Source organism: Achromobacter veterisilvae, from assembly GCF_900496975.1.
In the GTDB taxonomy this organism is placed as follows: Bacteria; Pseudomonadota; Gammaproteobacteria; order Burkholderiales; family Burkholderiaceae_B; genus Achromobacter; species Achromobacter veterisilvae.
The window spans coordinates 66,364-85,282 of record NZ_UFQC01000024.1 but is presented as its reverse complement, the minus strand read 5'-3'; the positions used below and the strand labels follow the sequence as shown (position 1 = coordinate 85,282).

14 protein-coding genes are annotated in these 18,919 nt (G+C 68.6%); 6 read left to right on the top strand and 8 right to left on the bottom strand.

What is annotated here, in order from left to right; translation table 11 throughout:
- Positions 1-4 precede the first annotated feature (4 nt).
- The 5 genes from AVE30378_RS21000 to AVE30378_RS20980 all read left to right on the top strand — a co-directional run bounded on the left by AVE30378_RS21000 (position 5) and on the right by AVE30378_RS20980 (position 5,872).
- Complete coding sequence (locus tag AVE30378_RS21000; RefSeq protein WP_129242950.1) at positions 5-949, top strand: ABC transporter permease; 945 nt, start codon at positions 5-7, stop codon at positions 947-949.
- Positions 946-1,764, top strand: coding sequence for an ABC transporter permease (locus AVE30378_RS20995; RefSeq protein WP_129242948.1), 819 nt, complete (start codon positions 946-948; stop codon positions 1,762-1,764). Before AVE30378_RS21000 ends, AVE30378_RS20995 begins: the two co-directional genes overlap by 4 nt.
- Positions 1,764-3,419, top strand: coding sequence for an ABC transporter ATP-binding protein (locus tag AVE30378_RS20990; protein WP_129242946.1), 1,656 nt, complete (start codon positions 1,764-1,766; stop codon positions 3,417-3,419). Before AVE30378_RS20995 ends, AVE30378_RS20990 begins: the two co-directional genes overlap by 1 nt.
- 93 nt (positions 3,420-3,512) lie before the next feature.
- Positions 3,513-4,133, top strand: a complete 621-nt coding sequence (locus tag AVE30378_RS20985) for a GntR family transcriptional regulator (protein WP_129242944.1) — start codon at positions 3,513-3,515, stop codon at positions 4,131-4,133.
- Positions 4,134-4,312: 179 nt separating this feature from the next.
- A complete protein-coding gene (locus tag AVE30378_RS20980) occupies positions 4,313-5,872 on the top strand; it encodes an ABC transporter substrate-binding protein (RefSeq protein WP_129242943.1) in 1,560 nt (519 codons plus the stop codon).
- A 579-nt stretch (positions 5,873-6,451) separates the two neighbouring features.
- Here the strand turns inward: AVE30378_RS20980 and AVE30378_RS20975 are convergent.
- The 5 genes from AVE30378_RS20975 to AVE30378_RS20955 form a co-directional block, all read right to left on the bottom strand.
- A complete protein-coding gene (locus tag AVE30378_RS20975) occupies positions 6,452-8,017 on the bottom strand; it encodes an ABC transporter substrate-binding protein (RefSeq protein ID WP_129242940.1) in 1,566 nt (521 codons plus the stop codon).
- Between the two features lie 38 nt (positions 8,018-8,055).
- Positions 8,056-9,192 carry a C45 family autoproteolytic acyltransferase/hydrolase gene (locus AVE30378_RS20970; protein WP_129242938.1) on the bottom strand — a complete coding sequence of 379 codons (1,137 nt, stop codon included), beginning with the start codon at positions 9,190-9,192 and terminating at the stop codon, positions 8,056-8,058.
- Between the two features lie 150 nt (positions 9,193-9,342).
- Positions 9,343-10,113 carry a polysaccharide deacetylase family protein gene (locus AVE30378_RS20965; RefSeq protein ID WP_129242936.1) on the bottom strand — a complete coding sequence of 257 codons (771 nt, stop codon included), beginning with the start codon at positions 10,111-10,113 and terminating at the stop codon, positions 9,343-9,345.
- Complete coding sequence (locus AVE30378_RS20960) at positions 10,110-11,003, bottom strand: polysaccharide deacetylase family protein (RefSeq protein ID WP_129242934.1); 894 nt, start codon at positions 11,001-11,003, stop codon at positions 10,110-10,112. The genes AVE30378_RS20965 and AVE30378_RS20960 overlap by 4 nt, the downstream gene beginning before the upstream one ends.
- Positions 11,003-12,016 carry a Bug family tripartite tricarboxylate transporter substrate binding protein gene (locus AVE30378_RS20955; RefSeq protein WP_129242932.1) on the bottom strand — a complete coding sequence of 338 codons (1,014 nt, stop codon included), beginning with the start codon at positions 12,014-12,016 and terminating at the stop codon, positions 11,003-11,005. The genes AVE30378_RS20960 and AVE30378_RS20955 overlap by 1 nt, the downstream gene beginning before the upstream one ends.
- 261 nt (positions 12,017-12,277) lie before the next feature.
- Here AVE30378_RS20955 and AVE30378_RS20950 point away from each other — a divergent pair, with 261 nt between their 5' ends.
- Positions 12,278-13,048: an IclR family transcriptional regulator gene (locus tag AVE30378_RS20950; protein WP_129242931.1), complete on the top strand. Its 771-nt coding sequence runs from the start codon at positions 12,278-12,280 to the stop codon at positions 13,046-13,048.
- A gap of 18 nt (positions 13,049-13,066) precedes the next feature.
- Here AVE30378_RS20950 and AVE30378_RS20945 read toward each other — a convergent pair whose 3' ends face one another.
- From AVE30378_RS20945 to AVE30378_RS20935, 3 genes are all read right to left on the bottom strand, one after another.
- Positions 13,067-14,524 (bottom strand): efflux transporter outer membrane subunit, encoded by a 1,458-nt coding sequence (locus AVE30378_RS20945; protein ID WP_425265788.1) that lies wholly within the window; start codon positions 14,522-14,524, stop codon positions 13,067-13,069.
- Between the two features lie 62 nt (positions 14,525-14,586).
- On the bottom strand, positions 14,587-17,754 hold the full coding sequence (locus tag AVE30378_RS20940) for an efflux RND transporter permease subunit (RefSeq protein WP_129242928.1): 3,168 nt from the start codon (positions 17,752-17,754) through the stop codon (positions 14,587-14,589).
- Entirely contained in the window at positions 17,751-18,845 is a 1,095-nt protein-coding gene (locus tag AVE30378_RS20935; protein ID WP_129242926.1) for an efflux RND transporter periplasmic adaptor subunit, read from the bottom strand. The genes AVE30378_RS20940 and AVE30378_RS20935 overlap by 4 nt, the downstream gene beginning before the upstream one ends.
- Between the last annotated feature and the right edge of the window lie 74 nt (positions 18,846-18,919).

Here is an 18,919-nt window from a genome sequence, read left to right as displayed (position 1 = left end):
GGCCATGCTGCGTTTCGCGCTATCCCGTATCGTCATGGCCGTGCCCACGCTGCTGATCGTGGCGGTGGCCGTGTTCGTGATGATCCGGCTCATCCCCGGCGATCCGGCCCAGTTGCTGCTGGGCGACCTGGCCACGCCGGCCGCGCTGGCGGACCTGCGGGCGAAGCTGGGCCTGGACCAGACCTGGGCCACCCAGTTCGGCATCTGGTTCGGCAACATGCTGCACGGCGACCTGGGCACTTCCATCAATACCGGCCAGCCCGTGCTGCCGCTGGTGTGGGACCGCTTCCTGATCAGCGGCCGCGTGGTGCTGGTGGCGGTGCTGTTCGCCGCGCTGGTGGCCGTGCCGGCCGGCATGGTCGCGGCCTGGAAGCAGAACAAGGCGCCGGACCTGTTCCTGGTGGGAACGGCCACGCTGCTGGTGTCCATCCCGACCTTCTGGCTGGGCCTGCTGCTCCTGATCTTCTTCGGCCTGAAGCTGCAATGGCTGCCGGTGGTGGGCTACGTGTCCATCGGCGACGACTGGAAGGCCGGCCTGCTGTACCTGGTCATGCCCATCGCGACCCTGTTCCTGCACGAGATCGGCGTGCTGATGCGCATGGCGCGGGCCAGCACGCTGGAAGTGCTGCGGTTGGACTACATCACCCACGCGCGCGCCAAGGGGCTGTCCGAATCGGCCGTGCTGATGCGCCACGCCTTCCGCAACGCCTTCGGCCCCACCTGGACGCTGATCGGCCTGGTGCTGGGCAACCTGCTGGGCGGTATCGCGGTCGTGGAAACCGTGTTCACGATCCCCGGCCTGGGGCGCCTGCTGGTGGATTCGATCTTCGCCCGCGACTACCCCGTGATCCAGGGCTGCCTGCTGTTCGTGGGCGTGGTCTACGTGATCGTGAACCTGCTGATCGACCTCTGCTATCCCATCTTCGACCCGAGAGTGACCGCCGAATGAAAAAGCGAATCCCCGCCAACGCGCTGCTGGGTGGCGCGATCGTGGCGCTGATGATCGCCGCGGCGATCATGGGCGCCTTCTGGACTCCCCACGATCCGCTCAAGATCAACTTCGCGGCCCGCCTGCGGCCGCCCGGCGCGGAATTCCTGCTGGGCACGGACGAGTTCGGCCGCGATGAACTGTCCCGCCTGCTGGCGGGGGCGGCAAGCAGCGTCTGGATCAGCCTCCTGACCGTGACCTTCGCCATCGTCGCGGGCACGGCCATCGGCACCCTGACGGGCTTCGTGCGGGGCTGGACCGACCGCATCATCATGGCCTTCAACAATGCGCTGCTGGCCTTTCCCGGCCTGCTGCTGGCGCTGGGCCTGCTGGCCGTGGTGGGCGCGAACAAGTACGGCATCATCCTGGCGCTGGGCCTGGCCTACACGCCTTCGGTGACGCGCATCGTGCGCGGCACGGTGCTGTCCCTGCGCGAAAAGGAGTTCATCGAGTCCTCCCGGGTGCTGGGCAACTCCGAGCTTTACACCATGTTCCGCCACGTGCTGCCGAACTGCGTGGCGCCGCTGACGGTGCTGGCCACCTCCATGTTCGGCTGGGTGATCCTGGCGGAAAGCGCGCTGTCCTTCCTGGGCCTGGGCGTGCCGCCGCCCGCGCCCACCTGGGGCAATATGCTCGCGGCGGCGCGGCCGTTCATGGCGCAGGCTTCCTATCTTTCCATTCTTCCCGGCCTGGCCATCGCGCTCGCGCTGCTGGGGATCAACCTGCTGGGCGACGCGGTGCGAGACCGCTTCGATCCCCGCATGAGGGGCGTGTAATGAGCGCACTGGTATCCGTATCGAATCTGTCGCTGACGGTAGGCCTGGGCGGACGCGAGATCGTCAGCGGGGTGTCCTTCGAAGTGGCGCCGGGCGAGATGGTCGGCATCGTCGGGGAATCCGGCAGCGGCAAGACCCAGGCCGCGCGCGCCATCATGGGCCTGACCCCGCCGCCGCTGGCGGTGGCGGGCGGCTCCATCCTGTTCGAGGGCGTGGACGTCACGAAAGCGAGCCCGGCTGTGCTGCGCAAGCTGCGCGGGGCGCGCATCGGCATGGTGTTCCAGGAACCCATGACTTCGCTGAACCCGTCCATGCCCATCGGGCGCCAGTTGGACGAAGGCCTGAAGCTGCACCGCAGGGACCTGCCGGCCGCCGCGCGGCGCGAACGCATCCTGGAGATGCTGCGCCGCGTGGGCATCCGCGATCCCAAGGCGGCGATGGAGGCCTGGCCCCACGAGTTCTCGGGCGGCATGCGCCAGCGCATGATGCTGGCCTCGGTGATGCTGCTGGAACCCGCGCTCCTGATCGCGGACGAGCCCACCACGGCGCTGGACGCCGTGGTGCAGCGCGACGTGCTGGAACTGATGGTCGACCTGACCCGCGAACACCATACGGCCGTGCTGATGATCAGCCACGATCTGCCCATGGTGGCGCGCTACACCGAGCGCATGGTGGTGATGCAGCACGGCAAGGTGCTGGAGACGGGCACCACGGCCGGCATCCTGGAGCGACCGCAGCATCCCTATACCCGCAAGCTGCTGGACGCCATGCCGCGCCGGCTGGCGGCGCGTCCGCAGACGAAGGAAGCGCCCATCGTCGAAGTGAAGAACCTGGTCGTGGACTACGCGGGCCACCAGCGGCTGTTTTCCCGCACGGGCGCCAAGCGCGCGCTGAACGGCATCGACCTGCACGTGAAGCCGCGGGAAGTGGTGGCGGTGGTGGGCGGCTCGGGCTCGGGCAAGACGACGCTGGGCCGGGCCATCGCGGGGCTGCTGACGCCTACGTCCGGCCAGATCCTGTTCCGGAACCAGCAGGTCGGCCGCCGCTCGCCCGCGTGGCGCGACTACCGGCTGAATTGCCAGATGGTGTTCCAGGACCCGTATTCCTCGCTGGACCCGCGCATGACCATCGGGCAACTGGTGGGCGAGGGCCTGCGCATGCTGGACGACATGCCGGCCGCCGACAAGCGCCGCCGGGTGGACGAGGTGCTGGCGGAAGTGGGCCTGGGGTCCGAATACGCCAGGCGTTTCCCGCATGAGCTGTCCGGCGGCCAGCGCCAGCGCGTGGCGATCGCGCGCGCCGTGGTGCGGCGGCCCGCCTTCGTGATCGCCGACGAGCCGGTTTCCGCGCTGGACGTGACGGTGCGGGCGCAGGTGCTGGACCTGTTCGCCGACCTGCAGGAGCGCCATGGATTCTCCTGCCTGTTCATCAGCCACGACCTGGGCGTGGTCGAACAGGTGGCCGACCGCGTGGTGGTGATGCGCGATGGCGGCATCGTGGAACAGGGCACCCGGGACGAGGTGTTCGACCGTCCGCAAGAGGACTACACCCGCAGCCTGCTGTCCGCGATCCCGGCGCTGGAATCCACCGAAGCGGGCGGAGTCCGCCTGCGCTGGCGGCTGGAGGGGCGGAAGGCCTTGCAGGCGACCGCGTAGGCCCTGGGGACGCCGCCGCCGCGAGCGGGCGCTGGCGCGGCGCGCACTTGCCCCTAAAATACGCGCTTCGGATTTGATTGACGGGAGGGGTCCATGCCGAAAGCGGCGGCGACACGGCCCGGCCTGGTTGATCGTATTGCCCATGATATCCAAGCGGGCGTATATGGTCCCGGCGCCTGGCTGAAACAGATCGACCTGCAGGAACGTTACGAGGCCAAGCGCCTGGACGTTCGGCGGGCGCTAGACCAATTGGCCGCCAAGCGGCTGATTGCGCACATCCCGAACCGGGGCTACCACGTGTACGCCATGGATCCCGACCTGCACCTGCAGATCCGGGATATACGCATTCTGCTGGAAACCGGCGCGGCGGCGGATCTGATGCCCAACGTCACCGCGGCCAAGGTGCGAGCGCTGCGCACGCTGGCCGAGCGCTTCGCCAAGCTGCTGCAGGACGGCACGCTGCTGGAACAGTACGAGGTCAACCTGGCTTTCCACGCCGGCATGTACGACATGTGCCGCAACCGCGAGCTGGCCGCGCTGATCCAGGAAACCCGCGCCCGCGGGCCCGCCGCGCCCGCCAAGGAATGGGTGACGCGCTCGCGCATCGAGATGTCCGCGCGCGAGCACTTCGACATGGTCGACGCGCTGGAGGCGCGCGACGTGAGGCGGCTGCAGAAAATCATCGCGGCGCACGTGGGCCAGGACATCTCCTGAGGGCATTCCTGCCCAGCCATCGCGGCGGCCATCCTGAAAAGGGGGCCGCCGCGATGCATTTGGCGCTCCGTTTCAGGGATACCCCGTATGGCGGCGGCCGGCAGACCGTCCATAATTGTCGGATTATTTTGGCGCCAATATATGCGTGAATTTCGCGCCGCACGCCGGGGAGTCTTTGCATGCACCACGTTTTCGTTCCCAGAGCGCTCGCGCTCAGCCTGGCGCTGGCCGCCATCGGTTCGGCCCAGGCCGAACTGCTGACCGTCGCCCAGCCTGCCGACATCCGCTCGACCAACCCCGGCGTCAACCGCGACAACACCACCGACGGCGTGGTGCTCAACATCGTCGAAGGCCTGGTCGGCTACCGCGAAAACGGCACCGTGGGCCCCTTGCTGGCCAAGTCGGTGGACCTGTCGGAAGACCGCCTGACCTACACCTTCAAGCTGCGCGAAGGCGTCAAGTTCCACAACGGCGCGCCGCTGACCTCGGCGGACGTGCTGTGGAACTGGCAGCGCTATATGGATCCGAAGACGGATTGGCGCTGCCGCAGCGACTTCGACGGCCGCAACGGGCTGAAGGTGACCGAGGTGTCCGCGCCCGACGCCCAGACCGTGGTGATGAAGCTGGACCGCAAGTCCGCCGTGTTCCTGGATTCGCTGGCGCGCACCGATTGCGGCATGACGGCCATTCTTTCCAAGGATTCCGTCGCGGCCGACGGCTCCTGGATCAAGCCGGTGGGCACCGGTCCGTTCGCGCTCAAGGAATGGAAGCGGGGCGAATACACCCTGTTGTCGGCCTTCAAGGACTACGTCTCGCCCGCCGGCGACAAGCCGGACGGCTACGTCGGATCCAAGCGCCCGCTGGTGGACGAAGTGAAGTTCCTGGTCGTGCCGGATCCCTCCACCTCGAAGGCGGGCCTGATGTCCGGCGCCATCGACGCCGGCCAGATCACGAGCACCGACGTCGCCGAACTGAAGAACGCGCAGCGCCTGACCGTGTTCAGTCCGCATGACGCGACCAAGCACACGCTGCTGTTCCAGACGCAGGACCCGGTGCTGAAGAACGTGAAGCTGCGCCAGGCCATCGCGGCTTCGCTGGACATCCCGCAAGTGGTGGCCGCCGCCTCGGAAGGGCTGGGCCAGTTGAACAACTCCGCGGTGTACGCGGGTTCGGCCTATTACAAGGACGCCGAAAAGCGCACCTACAAGTACGACCCGGCCCGCGCGCAGCAATTGCTGAAGGAAGCGGGCTACAAGGGCGAACCCATCGTCATCTACGCCAACAAGCGCGCCCACGTGCCGAGCTACCAGGTGGCGGTGATGGCGCAGGCCATGATGCAGGCCGTGGGCATCAACGCCAAGATCGAAGTGCTGGAATGGGCCACGCAACTGGACCGCTACAACACCGGCAAATACCAGATCAGTTCCTTCACCTATTCGTCGCGGCTGGATCCGGCGCTGAGCTTCGAACAGTTCGCCGGCGACAAGGCCAAGCAGCCGCGCAAAGTCTGGGACGACCCCGTCGCGCAGAAGCTGATCGACGAGAGCTTCCTGGAATCGGACCCGGCCAAGCGCCAGGCCCTGTTCGACCAATTGCACGCGCTGATGCTGGAGCAGACGCCGCTGCTGGTGCTGTACAACGGGGCCGACGCCTGGGCGAACAGCAAGCGCGTGCAAGGTTTCTCCGTCTGGGAGGGTAAGCCGCGCGTGTGGGAGACCAAGGTGGTCGGCGGGAAGTAACGAGAGTCGTTGGAACGTTGAGTTCTTGAGGCGCCGGCCGCGTCGGCGGCCTGGGGCGCGCGGGTCAACGATTGCGGTCCGGAGCCTTCGCTCCGGACTTCCCCTGCGTCATCCTCGTTGTCGCCTGCGGCGACTGCCTTCGGATTCCCTCGAGCTTATCGACTCCCCGCGCACCCCGGGCCGCCGACGCGACCGGCTCTGTTCGTAGAAACCTGGCGGATGCCGGGGAGGGCGGTGTGCTTGGGGTTCCCTCCGGCGGGGGAGCGGGGCGGAAGATCTTGCGGGGCCCGCCCCATGCCGGCCGCGCGGGCGGCAGGCATGGGGCCTACGCGGCATCTTGCGGGTGGTGATGACGCCGCGCGCTGTTGTGGCGGACGCGTGTCTGACATCCGCGGATCGATATTGCCGCCACGATTGGTGTCTGACACCCCGGTGCGCTGCTTCTGGGCTGTAGCGCCTTGCCGTAAGGGTGTCAGACACCTGCAGAGAGACGGCCTCTCGAGGTGTCAGACACCCATACGAGACGGCCTATGGTTCGCACCATTGCTTCCCGGGTGTCTGACACCTTCCAGCCAATCCTCAATGCCCCGCGACCCTTTCCACCTCCCAAGCCCGCGGCTTCTTCACCGCCCAGGGCTGGTATCCCTTCACATCGGCCCGATAAGCCCCGATATCCAGGCCGTTGTACAGCGGAATACTCGGCACGTCCGCCAGGAACAACTTATGCAACTGATCGAACGCCGCCTGCCGCTTCGCGTGGTCCGTGTCCACCGACGCCGCGTCGATCAGCTTCAGCGCTTCGGGGCTATCCCAGACCTTGCGCGGCTGCTTGGCCTTGTCGCCCGTCACCATCTCGTAATTCAGCGCCGCGTCCAGGCGCGCGGAATAGGGGAAGGCCATCATCTGGTAGGTGCCGGCGTTGTAGCGGTCCAGTTGCGTGGCCCATTCCACCACCGACAGGCGCGCGTTGATGCCCACGGCCTGCAGCATGGCTTGCAGGATCACGGCCGAGTTGTACGACTGCGGATAGCGCTTGGTCGTCATCAGCACCAGTTCCTGGCCCTTGTAGCCCGCTTCCTGCAGCAGCTTCTGCGACAGCGCCGCGTCATAGCTCCAGCCCTGCTTCTGCGCGGCATCGTAGTAGGGCGACACCAGCGGCACGATGGAATTGTTGGGCTGGGCCAGTCCTTCGGTCACGGCGCCGGCCAATTGGGCGTAGTCGATGGCGTGGGCCAGCGCCTGGCGCATCTTGGGATTGGACAGCAGCGGATCCTTGGTCTGCAGCAGCAGCGCCGTCATGCTCATCACGGGCGCGTACGCCACCTTGATGTTCGGCGTCTTTTGCAGCACCGGCACGTCGCTGTTGGACAGGTCCTCGATGATGTCGATGTCGCCGCGCTCCAGCGCGGCCTTGGCCGTGGAGTCGTCGGGAACGATGACGAACCGCACTTCGTCCACCAGCGGACGCTTGGATCCCGTATAGCCGTCGCGCGCGCCGCCGCGGTTGGCATAGCCGGCGAACTTGGTCAGGCGCACGTATTCGCCGCGCTTCCATTCCGCCAGCGAGAAGGGGCCGGTGCCGATGGGCTTGTCCCAACTGCCGTCGGCCTTGACCGAATCCTTGTGCAGGATGCCCGTGCCGCCGCAGTCCGTGCGGGCCAGCGACGCCAGGAACAGCGCGCTGGGCTTTTCCAGCCGGTACACGACCGTGTGGGCGTCCGGCGCTTCCACGGCCGCGACCTTCACGGTGCCGCGGCCGTCGAACTCGCTGGCGCAGCGCCAGCCCGATTTTTCCGCGGTGTAGTGCTGCCAGCTCCACAGCACGTCCGCCGACGTCAGCGGCGCGCCGTTATGGAACTTCACGTCTTCGCGCAGCTTGAAGGTGTAGGTCTTGCCGTCCGGGCTGATGTCGATCGACTTGGCCAACAGCGGGCGGACCTCCGCGTCCTCGCCGTAGGCGACCAGGCCTTCGACGATGTGCAGCACGACCGCGTCGCTGTTGCTGTCCCGGTTGACGCCGGGCTCGGTGGAACGGATGTCGGCCGTCAGCGAAATGCGCAGCGGCGCGGCTGCCTGCGCCCATGCCGTGCCGGACATGCCGCCCAGCGCCAGCGCAACCGCGGCGCTCAATAGGTGGATTTTCATGGCGATGTCTTCCTCGGGTCGCGCTGGCGCCCGCCTGTTCAGGCGGCGGCCAGCAGTTCGGGTTCGGCGTTCAGGCTGTACCGGGTGAAGCTGCGGTTCAGGGCGGGCAGCGGAGCGACCTCCATCAGGCCGGCGGCGGGCTCCATGATCACCATGGCGACCGTGGCCGACAGGTTGTCGTGGCTGCCCGGACGCGGCGGGCGGCACACCGAATAGGGGGTGCCGAAGTCGTCGAACAGGGCGCGCTTGAGGTCTTCTCGCGTCAGTTGCTGCTTTTCATTGAGCAGGCGGCGCACGCGCCAGTCGCGGTAGGCGCTTTCGGGCGTGCTGGCGCGGCCCGTGTCGCGCAGCTTGCCCAGGGCCACTTCGCTGACCCAGTGGTTGGCGTGGACGATCAGGTCATCGCTGCCCGGGTAGATGGGGAAGGCTTCGTCGGTGGTGCATTCGTAGTCCACGCCGAAGCCCGCGGCCATGCCGATCATGATGTTGTTGGAGCAGGACTTGGGGGTGGTGGCCACCGCCTTGATGGCGAGCGCGAAATGCTCCTGCTCCAGCACCTTGCGGCGGATCAGCGACAGCGGCACGCCCAGTTGGCGGAAGTCGCGGTCGGATTCCAGGTAGTTGGCGGTGATGGACACGCCCGCGCTGTTCAGGCCGCTGCGCGCCAGGCCGCCCGCTTCCACGAAGGTCAGGATGTCGGGGCCGTTATCGTTGCGCACGCGCAGCACGATGGCGGTCTCGGCGCATTCGGCGCGCCAGTCCCAGTTCTGGCCATGGATGAGACGGCCGTTGGCTGAGCGCGTGGGCAGGATCAGGGCGCCGGTGCAGCCGTCGCCCGGTTCGAGTTCGGCGGCCTTCTTCTTTTCGGCGCGCGCCTTGGCGATGACTTCGGTGCGCGCGTTGACCATGACGATGTCCTCGAAGGGCACGTCGGCGCCGGCGGCGATGCCGCGCATTTCTTCCAGGTAGTGCGGGGCGAAGCTCTCGATTTCGCGGGCGAAGCTGGCGATGAGCTGGGTGCGCGCCATGGCGTCATAGCCCAGGTCGACCAGCGTCTGGCCATACATGGCGGCGCTTTTGCGCACGCGGTCGGCGGCTTGCTGGCCATAGGAGCGGCCGCGGGCTTCGGGCGAGCCCGAAACCGATACGAAGGGAAATTGGGTGATCTGGGTCATGGACGGATGGCGGCGCGGCGCGCCTTGGGGTCGGGAGGTGGGAAATGTTTGCCGAAAAAATGTTAGCTTATTTTGGCGCCAATATTGCTCAGGGTTTACCAGGGCAAGGGGAGGGAGGGGCGTCGCGCGGACGCCCCGCGCCCAGTGGGATCAGCCGGCCGCGGCGCGCCGGGCCGCCAGGTCGGCGCAGGTCATGAAGGCGGCACCCGCCGCGCGGAAGCGTTCCAGCAACTGTTCGACTTTTTGCAGCCGCGCCGCGCGGCCGACGCCGTTGTCCGCGCGCGGGTGCAGCGTCAGGCAGGCGTAGCCGTCCGCCGCCAGCAGGGCATCGCCTTGCTCGACCCAGTGCGCGTAGGCGCGGTCCTGGGTGACGCGGCGGCTGAAGTGGGTGGCGTCGCACAGGCCTTCGCTCCAGGGCAGTTCCACCATGCCCGGCCCGCCGTCGGCGCCGAGTTCGTAAGGGGCGTCGTCGTCGATGGCGCTGCTGTCGTAGCGATAGCCCAGCCGGTGCAGCAGCGGCACGGTGCGGGGCGTGAAGGCGCTGCCCGTATAGCGGAACCCCTGCGGCGCGCGGCCCGTCAGCCCCGTCAGGCGGTCGCGGGCCCGTTCCAGGATTTCTCCTTCCCGGTCGCCCAGCGCGGCCAGGTCCTCGAAGGCATTGCCCTGGGAGGCCGCTTCGTGTCCGTCGCGCAGGCTTTGTTCCAGCAGGCCGCGGCAGCGCTCGGCCTCGAACGCGGGCCAGAACAGGGTGGCGCGGATGCCCTGCCGGCGCAGCATGTCCAGCACGCGCGCCAGTCCGCCGCCGTAGGTATAGCGGCCATGCGCGTCGCGGCCATGCAGCGAGGATTCGGGCTGGGTGGCGGCTTCGGGACCGATGCCCTGCACGTTCAGGGTGACCAGTACGGTTTTGTCGGCGCTCATGCGCTTCTCCAGGCGTCGGGGCGGGCAAGACAGTGGCGGGCCAGCGCTTCCAGCGTCATGACGTGCACGTCGGGCTGGGCGGCGACGTAGGCCAGGAAACGGTCCAGCGCGGCGGCGCGGGCGGGCGTGCCGGATCCGCCGGCGGCCTTGGGATGCACGGTCAGGTGCACGTAGCCTTCGGCCCGGCGCAGGGCCTCGAATTCCTGCACCCAGTTGTCATAGGCCTCGGCCGCGAGGCTGTGGCCCGTGAAATAGAACGGATAGTCATCCAGCGAGACGGTGTTGTTGGGCAGCATGACGAAGTCCGCCGCGCTGTCCGCGCCGTCCGGCAGATAGGGGCGGTCCTGGTCTTTCTCGCTGGCGTCGTAGCGGTAGCCCAGCTTTCGCAGCGTGGGCAGGGTGCGGTGGCTTTTGCGGCCGGACGGCGAGCACCAGCCCACGGGCGTCACGCCCAGTTCCCGCTGGATGATGCGGTGGGTTTTCTCCAGCAGCGCGGGTTCGTCCTCGCCCAGGTCCCAGGCTTCGTGCAGGTATCCGTGCGCGGCGATTTCGTGCCCCGCCGCAAGGATGCCGCGGAACAGGTCGGGGTAGTGCTCGACGTCGTAGCCGCAGGCGAAGAACGTGGCGGGCATGCCGTGGCGCGCCAGGATGTCGAGGTGCCGGGGCACGCCTCGCCGGATGGCGTAGCGGCCCGCGGTATAGGGGCCGGCGGGAAACTGCTTGCGGCCGACTTCGACCGCCGGGCCGTCGACGTGGACGGTGACGCAGAGCACCGCCCGCACCGGCGCCGCGTCCGCGGCGCGCAGGCCCTGGGCGCGCAGTTCACGGTCCAGCGGCAGCCAGGGGTTGGGGCAGGCGTCCGGCGGGACGCCATAGGGAATCCGCTGCATTAGCTGGCCTTGATGTTGGCGTTCTTGATCAGGGCGCGCCATTTTTCGCTTTCGGTGGCGACGAAGCGGCCCAGTTCCTCGGGCGTGCCGCCGTGCAATTCCAGCCCGTTCTGCGTCAGTTGCGCCAGGGCGGGCTGCTTGAGCGCGCTTTGCACGGCGGCGTTGAGCGCCTGGACGATGGCCGCCGGCGTGCCCGCGGGCGCGAACACGCCGTTCCAGCCGATGGCCTGGTAGCCGGGAAAGCCGGATTCCGCCACGGTCGGCACCTCGGGCAGCGCCTGGGCGCGCTGCGCCGAGGTCACCGCCAGCGGGCGCGATTTGCCGCCCTGGATGAACTGCTGCTGGTTGATCACCACGTCCATCAGGATCGGGAACTGCCCGCCCAGGAAGTCGTTGACGGCCGCGGCGGCGCCCTTGTACGGCACGCCGGGCAGGTCCAGGCCCGCCGTGGCCTTGAGCAGTTCCATGGCCAGGTGCGCCGAACTGCCGTTTTGCGTGATGCCGTAGAAGTACTTGCCCGGGTTGGCCTTGATGATCGCGACCAGTTCCTGGAGGTTGCGCGCCGGGAACGAGGGGTGCACGACCAGCACGTTGTTGTAGTAGCAGACCATCGATACCGGTTCGAAGTCCTTGATCGGGTCGTAGGCGATGTTCTCGTACAGGCTCTGGTTCACCGTGTGCGTGCCGGTGGATCCCAGCGCGATGGTGTAGCCGTCGGGAACCGACCGCGCCGCTTGCTGGGTGCCGATGATGCCGGCCGCGCCGCCCTTGTTGATGACGACGACGCTTTGCTTGAGCGCCTCGCCGATGCCCTGGGCCAGCGGGCGGGCCACCAGGTCGGTGCCGCCGCCCGCCGGGAAGGGCACGATGAACTGGATCGGGCGTTCGGACGGATAGCCGGCCGCCCAGGCGCTGCCGGGCCGGGCCAGCGCCGCGCTGGCCACGGCGGCCGCCGAGGCGCCCAGGAAATGCCGGCGGCTGATCCCGCCTTTGGTGCCGCAGGATTGCTTCATAGGTGTTCCCCTTGTCGTGGTCCGCACACCCGCGTCCTCGGGATCAGGGGTGTGCGTTCGTTGGTTGTGTAAATATCATTATTCGATAAAAATTTAGTCTTTAAAAGTTAAATTTATCTTTATTCGATAAAAATTCGATATTCGATAGATTGAAGCATGGGCGATGGGAAGACCCGATAGGCAGACTCGATCAAGCCGGTTCCGGGCTCCGGCGCCTGTGATACGCTGCGCCCGACCCCGCGTTGTTCCTGCCCCGATCCCATGTCCACCCTGAAGCGAGCCCTAGCGATCCTTGACCTCTTCAGCCTCGAAACCCCGGTGCTGACGGCGGAAGAGATCATTTCCCGCCTGTCGTATTCGGCGCCCACCGGCTACCGGTACATCCGGGACCTGTCGGACTTGGGCTATCTGCTGCGCATGACGGGAGGGGGCTACAAGCTGGGGCCGCGCATCATCGAACTGGACCACCTCATCATCGACGGCGATCCGGTGCTGGGCGTGGCGCGGCCGATCATGCGGGAAGTGGTGGACCAGGTGGGCGGCGACGTGCTGCTCAGCGTGATCCACGGCCTGCGGATCCTGAACATCCACCACGAGCGCGGCCCGGACGAACTGGGCATTCCCCACGGGCGCGGCCGCGCGCATCCGCTGTTTCGCGGCGCCACGGCCAAGACCATCGTGGCGTTCCTGCCGCGCAAGGACCAGCGCCGGCTGTACGACGCGCACCCGGACGAGATCCGGGAACTGGGGCTGGGCGGGACGCTCGCCGAATTCACCGGCAACCTGGACAAGATCCGCGTGCAGGGCTTTTACCTGGGCGTGGGCGAGATTTCACCGGAGCGCGCGGGCATCGCGGTGCCCGTATTCCAGGAAGACCGCCGCATCTTCGGCGCGCTGACGGTCACCTTCTTGGCGACGCGCCTGAACACGATTGCGCAGGACAGGACGGCGGCGCTGCTGCAATCGGCCGCCCGCCGCATCGAATCGCTGGCGCTGGCCACGCGCATGAAGGAACAAGCCCCCGCGGCGTGACGCGCCGGTGCGCCGCGGCTATCGCTGCGCGGCTTCCTGTGGCGCGCGCACCGGAGACCCCATCGCCTGGAACAGCGCCGCCGTTTCGATCAGGCGCGCATCGGCATAGTCGATTTCGCGCAGCCGGGCGGCGACGTAGTGCTGTTCGGCCGCGTACTCGGTATAGGGGGGCAGCGCGCCCAGCCGGACGCGGCTGGCCGTATTGCGGTAGGACTGCTCCGCGGCCCGCCGCGACGCTTCGGCCGAGGCCAGCGCCTGCCCGCCCGCGTCCAGGCGGGACAGCGTGTCGGCCACGTCGCGGAACGCCGTCAGCACCGTTTGTTTGTATTGCAGCAGGGACGCCTCGTAGCGTTCCTTGGCCGCGTTGCGTTCGGCCAGCAGCGCGCCGCCATGGAAGATGGGCTGCGTCAGCGACGCGCCGATGGCCCAGATGGAGCCGGCGCCCGACATGGCCGTGGCCCAGTTGAAGCCGGCCTGGCCCATGGATGCCGATAGCGACAGGCTGGGGAACAATTGCGCCGTGGCCGTGCCCACGTCGGCGGCCGCGGCCTGCACCACGGCGTCGGCCAGCAGGATGTCGGGGCGCGAGGCCAGCAGTTCGGACGGCACCGCCACCGGCACCTGTTCCGGCACCGCCAGCGCGCCGAAGGCCAGGTCGGGCGGAGCCTGGTCGGGGTTGCGGCCCAGCAGCACGGCCAGCGCGTGCCGCGTGGCATGCCAGCGCGCGCGCAGTCCGGGCAGCGACGCCTCCAGCGTGGCGGCGTCCTGGTCGGCGTCCAGGGCGTCGTTCTGCGACGCGGCGCCCAGTTCGTAGCGGCGCTGCGTATCGCGCGCCACCTGCCGCGCCAGCACCGCCTGTTTTTCCGTCAGGGCCACGCGTTCGGCCAGTGCCGCGGAGGCGATGGCGCCGGTGACGATGTTGCCGGCCAGGGAGCGGCGGGCGGATTCGAGCTGGAAGGCCTGCTGCGCCACCTGCGCCGCCAGCGACAGGTTGGCGAAGCGCGCCGCGCCGAACAGGTCCAGGTCGTACCTGGCCTGGATCTGGCCGGTGAAGACGTTGTAGCGGGCCGTGGGTTCGGGCAGGTTCGGCATCGTGAGCGCGCGCCTGCGCGAGGCGTCCGCGCCCGCGTCCACCGAGGGCAGCAGGGACGAATTCACCTGCCCGCGCAGTTGTTCGCGCGCGCCGGCAAGATTGCGTTCGGCGGCGGCCAGGTCGGGGCTGTTGGCCAGGCCCTCTTCCACCAGGGCGTCCAGCGCGTCGGAACGGTAGCGCTTCCACCATTCGGGCACCGGCCGGGCGCCCGGTTCGAAGCGCTGCGCCACGCCCTGGGCCAAGGCGCCCGTGGCGGGCGCCGGCTCCACGCCGTACTGCGCGGGCTGCGCCACGGCGGGCGGCTTGCCGCTGGGCGCGAAGGCGCAGGCGCCCAGGGCCAGCACCAGGGGCAGGGCGGCGAGGCGGATCGGGAATCGGGTCATGCTCATTGGATTACCTCCACGCTGCGCACTCCGGTATTCGCCCTTGGGGCGGCCCGGCGGGCTCATGTTCCCCGCTCCACGGTGTCGCCGGCGTTCGCGCCCGGCGGCACGCCTTCGGGTTCGTCGCGCTCGTCGTGGCGGACGCGGAACCAGGCGGCGTACAGCGCCGGCAGGAAGAACAGCGTCAGCACCGTGGCGCTGGTGATGCCGCCCATCAGGGCGGTGGCCATGGGGCCGAAGAAGTTGCTGCGCAACAGCGGGATCAGGGCCAGCACGGCGGCCGCGGCGGTCAGCGTGATGGGCCGGAAGCGCCGCACGGTGGCGCCCACGATCGCGTCCACGCGCTTGTGGCCGGCGGCGATGTCCTGTTCGATCTGGTCCACCAGGATGACGGAGTTGCGCATGATGATGCCGAACATCGCGATCACGCCCAGCATGGCCACGAAGCCGAAAGGCTTGCCGAACATCAGCAGCGCGGCGACCACGCCGATGAGGCCGAGCGGGGCGGTCAGCACCACCATCAGCACCCGGGCGAAACTCTGGAGCTGCACCATCAGCAGCGTCAGCACGGCAATCGCCATCAGCGGCATCTGGGCATTGATGGACGACTGGCCCTTGCCGCTTTCCTCGACGGGGCCGCCCACTTCGACGCGGTAGCCGACGGGCAGGCCGGCGCGCAGGGTGTCGAGCTTCGCGTCGATGGCGCGGGTGACGTCGATGCCCTGGGCGCCGCCGGTCACGTCGGCCTGCACCGTGATGGTAGGCTGGCGGTCGCGTTCCCAGACGACGCCATATTCCAGGCCGTAGCGGACGTGGCCCAGGCTGCCCAGCGGCACCGCGCCGTTGGGGGTGGGCATGGCCAGGGTGGCCAGGCGCGCGGGGTCGATCCGTTCGGCTGGCGGCGCGCGCAGGCTGACGTTGATCAGCTTGTCGCGCTCGCGGTACTGCGTCACCGCGTAGCCCGACAGCGTCATGGCGAGGAAATCGGAAATGTCGCTGGAACCGATGCCCAACTCGCGCGCCTTCTGCTGGTCGATCTCGAAGCGCACCGAACGCTCGGAGGGCTCGTCCCAGTCGAACTGCACGTTCGTCGACCGCTTGTCGGCGCGGACTTCGGCGGCCACCTGCTCGGCCACCGCGCGCACTTCGGAGATCTGGTCGCCGCTGACGCGGAACTGCACCTGGAAGCCCACGGGCGGCCCGTTCTCCAGGCGCGACAGGCGGGTGCGGATGGCGGGGAACGCCTCGCGCAGCATGGGCTGCAGCCATTGCGCCAGTTTTTCCCGGTCTTCCACGGAATGGGTGGTGATCACCAATTGGGCGAAGTTGGGGGTGGCGAGCTGCTGGTCCAGCGGCAGGTAGAAGCGCGGCGCGCCGGTGCCGACGAAGCTGACCGAATGCTCGATCTCGGGGCGTCCCTCCAGCGCCTTTTCCAGCCGCTCCACCTGGCGCAGCGTGGCCGCGAACGAGGCGCCTTCCTGCAGGCGCACGTCCACCAGCAGTTCGCTGCGGTCGGAACTGGGAAAGAACTGCTGGGGCACGAGCCCGAAGCCGGCCATGGATACCGCGAACGCCAGCACCGTTCCGCCCAGCACCAGGTAGCGCCGGTCCACGCACCACGCCACCCAGCCGCGCAGACGCAGGTAGAAGCGGGTGTTGTAGATGTCGTGTTCGTGGTCGTCGGGCAGATGGGCCTCGCGCTTGCGCTCGGGCAGCATCCGGTAGCCCAGCAGCGGAATCAGCACCACGGCGGCGAACCACGAGGTGATCAGCGCGATGGCCGACACCTGGAAGATCGAGCGGGTGTATTCGCCCGTGCTCGACTTGGCCAGCGCGATCGGCAGAAAGCCCGCCACCGTGACCAGGGTGCCGGTCAGCATGGGAAAGGCGGTGCTGGTATAGGCGAACGCCGCCGCGCGCGCGCGGCTCCAGCCCTGCTCCAGCTTCACGGCCATCATTTCGACGGCGATGATCGCGTCGTCCACCAGCAGGCCCAGGGCCAGCACCAGCGTGCCCAGCGATACCTTGTGCAGGCCGATGCCGAACATATCCATGAACAGCGCCGTGACCGCCAGCACCACCGGGATGGAAATGACCACCACCATGCCGGTGCGCAGCCCCAGCGAGACCAGGCTCACGATCAGCACGATGGCGACCGCTTCCGCCACCGAGCGCAGGAATTCGTCGACCGAATGCGACACCGCCCGCGGCATGCTGGACACTTCCTTCAACGCGAGGCCGGCGGGCAACTGGGCCCGCAGTTCGCCGAACTTGGCGGTCAGCGATTCGCCCAGACGCACCACGTCCTGCCCGGGCTGCATCGTGATGCCGATGCCCAGCGCCAGGCGGCCGCCCAGCCGCATTTGTTCCACGGGCGGGTCGTCGTAGCCGCGGCGGATCGTGGCGATGTCGCCCAGCCGCACCGACTTGCCGTCGATCCGGATCAGCGTGTCCGCCAGTTCCCGGGGGTTCGCGTACTGGCCGGTGGGCCGCACGAACACGCGGTCGTCGGCGGTGGTCAGCGTGCCGGCGCTCGCCACGGCGTTCTGGCTGTTGATGGCCTGCGCGATCTGCTGCGGGGACACGCCCAGCCGGCTCAGTTGCGTGTTGGCGATTTCGACGTAGACGTGTTCGGGCTGTTCGCCGAAGTAGTCCACCTTGGCCACGCCGGGCACGCGCAGCAGCACCGTGCGCAGCTTGTCCGCGTAGTCGCGCAACTGGGCGGGCGAAAAGCCGTCGCCCTGCAGCGTGTAGATGTTGGTATAGACGTCGCCGAATTCATCGTTGAAGAACGGGCCTTGCACGCCCTGGGGCAGCGTCGCGGCGATGTCGCCGACCTTCTTGCGGACCTGGTACCACTGCTCGGCCACGGTGCTGGCGGGCGCGGAGTCCTTCATGGTGTAGAAGATCAGCGATTCGCCCGGCCGCGAGTAGCTGCGCATGAAGTCGGTATTGGAGGCCTCTTGCAGCTTCTTGGCGATGCGGTCGGTGACCTGTTCCTGCACCTGCTGCGCGGTGGCGCCGGGCCAGAGCGTCTTGATGACCATGACGCGGAAGGTGAAGGGCGGGTCTTCGGACTGCGCCAGTTTCGAATACGACAGCACGCCGAACAGCGTCACCAGCGCGATGAGGAAAACGACCAGCGGCTGGTGGCGCAGCGCCCACGCCGACAGGTTGAAGCGGCCTTCTTCGTGGCGCCGGGCCGGCGCGTCCAGGTCGGCGCGGCTCATGAAGCGTAGTCCTCGGGATGCAGCGGCGGAATGGGGCGCACTTTTTCGCCGGCCGTCACGGTGTGCACGCCTTGCCATACGACGCGCTCGCCCGCCCGCAGTCCCTGGGTCAGGGTGACGGTGCGCGCGTCGTAGCGCAGCACGCCGACGCGGCGCAGTTCCAGGGTGTCGTCGCCGGCCTTCACGATCCAGACCGCGGGCGCGGGTCCGTCATGGAACAGCGCGGTAGCGGGCACGGTGTAGGTGGCCGGCCCGTCGCCGGACCGGTTGTCGAAGCTGATGTTGGCGGTCATGCCCAGGCGCACGTCCGGCGTGGGCGCTTCCAGGGTGAGCTTGGCGCGATAGGTGCGGCTGCGCGGGTCCGCCGCCGGCGAGATCTCGCGCAGCACGGCGGCGTACGTCCGGCCGGGCAGGGGGCCGAGCGCGACGCTGGCCCGCTGGCCGATGGACAGGCCCGCCAGCACGCTTTCCGGCACGTCGCAGATGGCGTCGATGTCGCCGGACCAGGCCAGGCTGTACACCGGTTCGCCGGCCGCGACGTTCTGGCCGGTGTCGGCCTGCTCCGCGGTGATGACGCCCGCGTGGTCGGCCTGCAGCGTCGTGTACTTCAACTGGTCGGCCGACAGCGCGGCCTGCTGCGCGGCCTGGTCGCGCTGCGCCAGCGCCGCGGCGTAGGCGTTGCGGGTCTGTTCCAACTGGGTCGCGGCGATCAGGTTTTCGCGGGCCTGGGCGCGGTCGCGGTCCAGTTGCTGGCGCGCATAGTCGAGCTGATGCTGGGCGGCCGACAACTGCGCGCGGGCGCTGGCCGCGTTCTTGCTGGCATCGGCCGGGTCCAGCCGGGCCACGGCTTGCCCGGGTTCGACCGTATCGCCCAGCCTGACGCTGCGTTCGATGATCTTGCCGCCCACGCGGAACGACAGCGGCGTGCTGTAGCGCGCCTGGACCTCGCCGGGCAAGGTCCAGGTCGGCAGGCGTTCATCGGCCTGCGCGGGCATGGCGACGACGGGGCGCGGAGCGGGCGGGGGGGCTTCGTGGCGGCCGCAGCCGGCCAACGCCAGCGCCAGCGCCGCCGCGGCGGACAGCGGCAGCATGCGGGGCCGGCCGCGGGCGGGAAAGGAGGGCGCCGCGTCGGCAGCGGAGTTGCGGGCGGCTGGGCGCGCGCAAG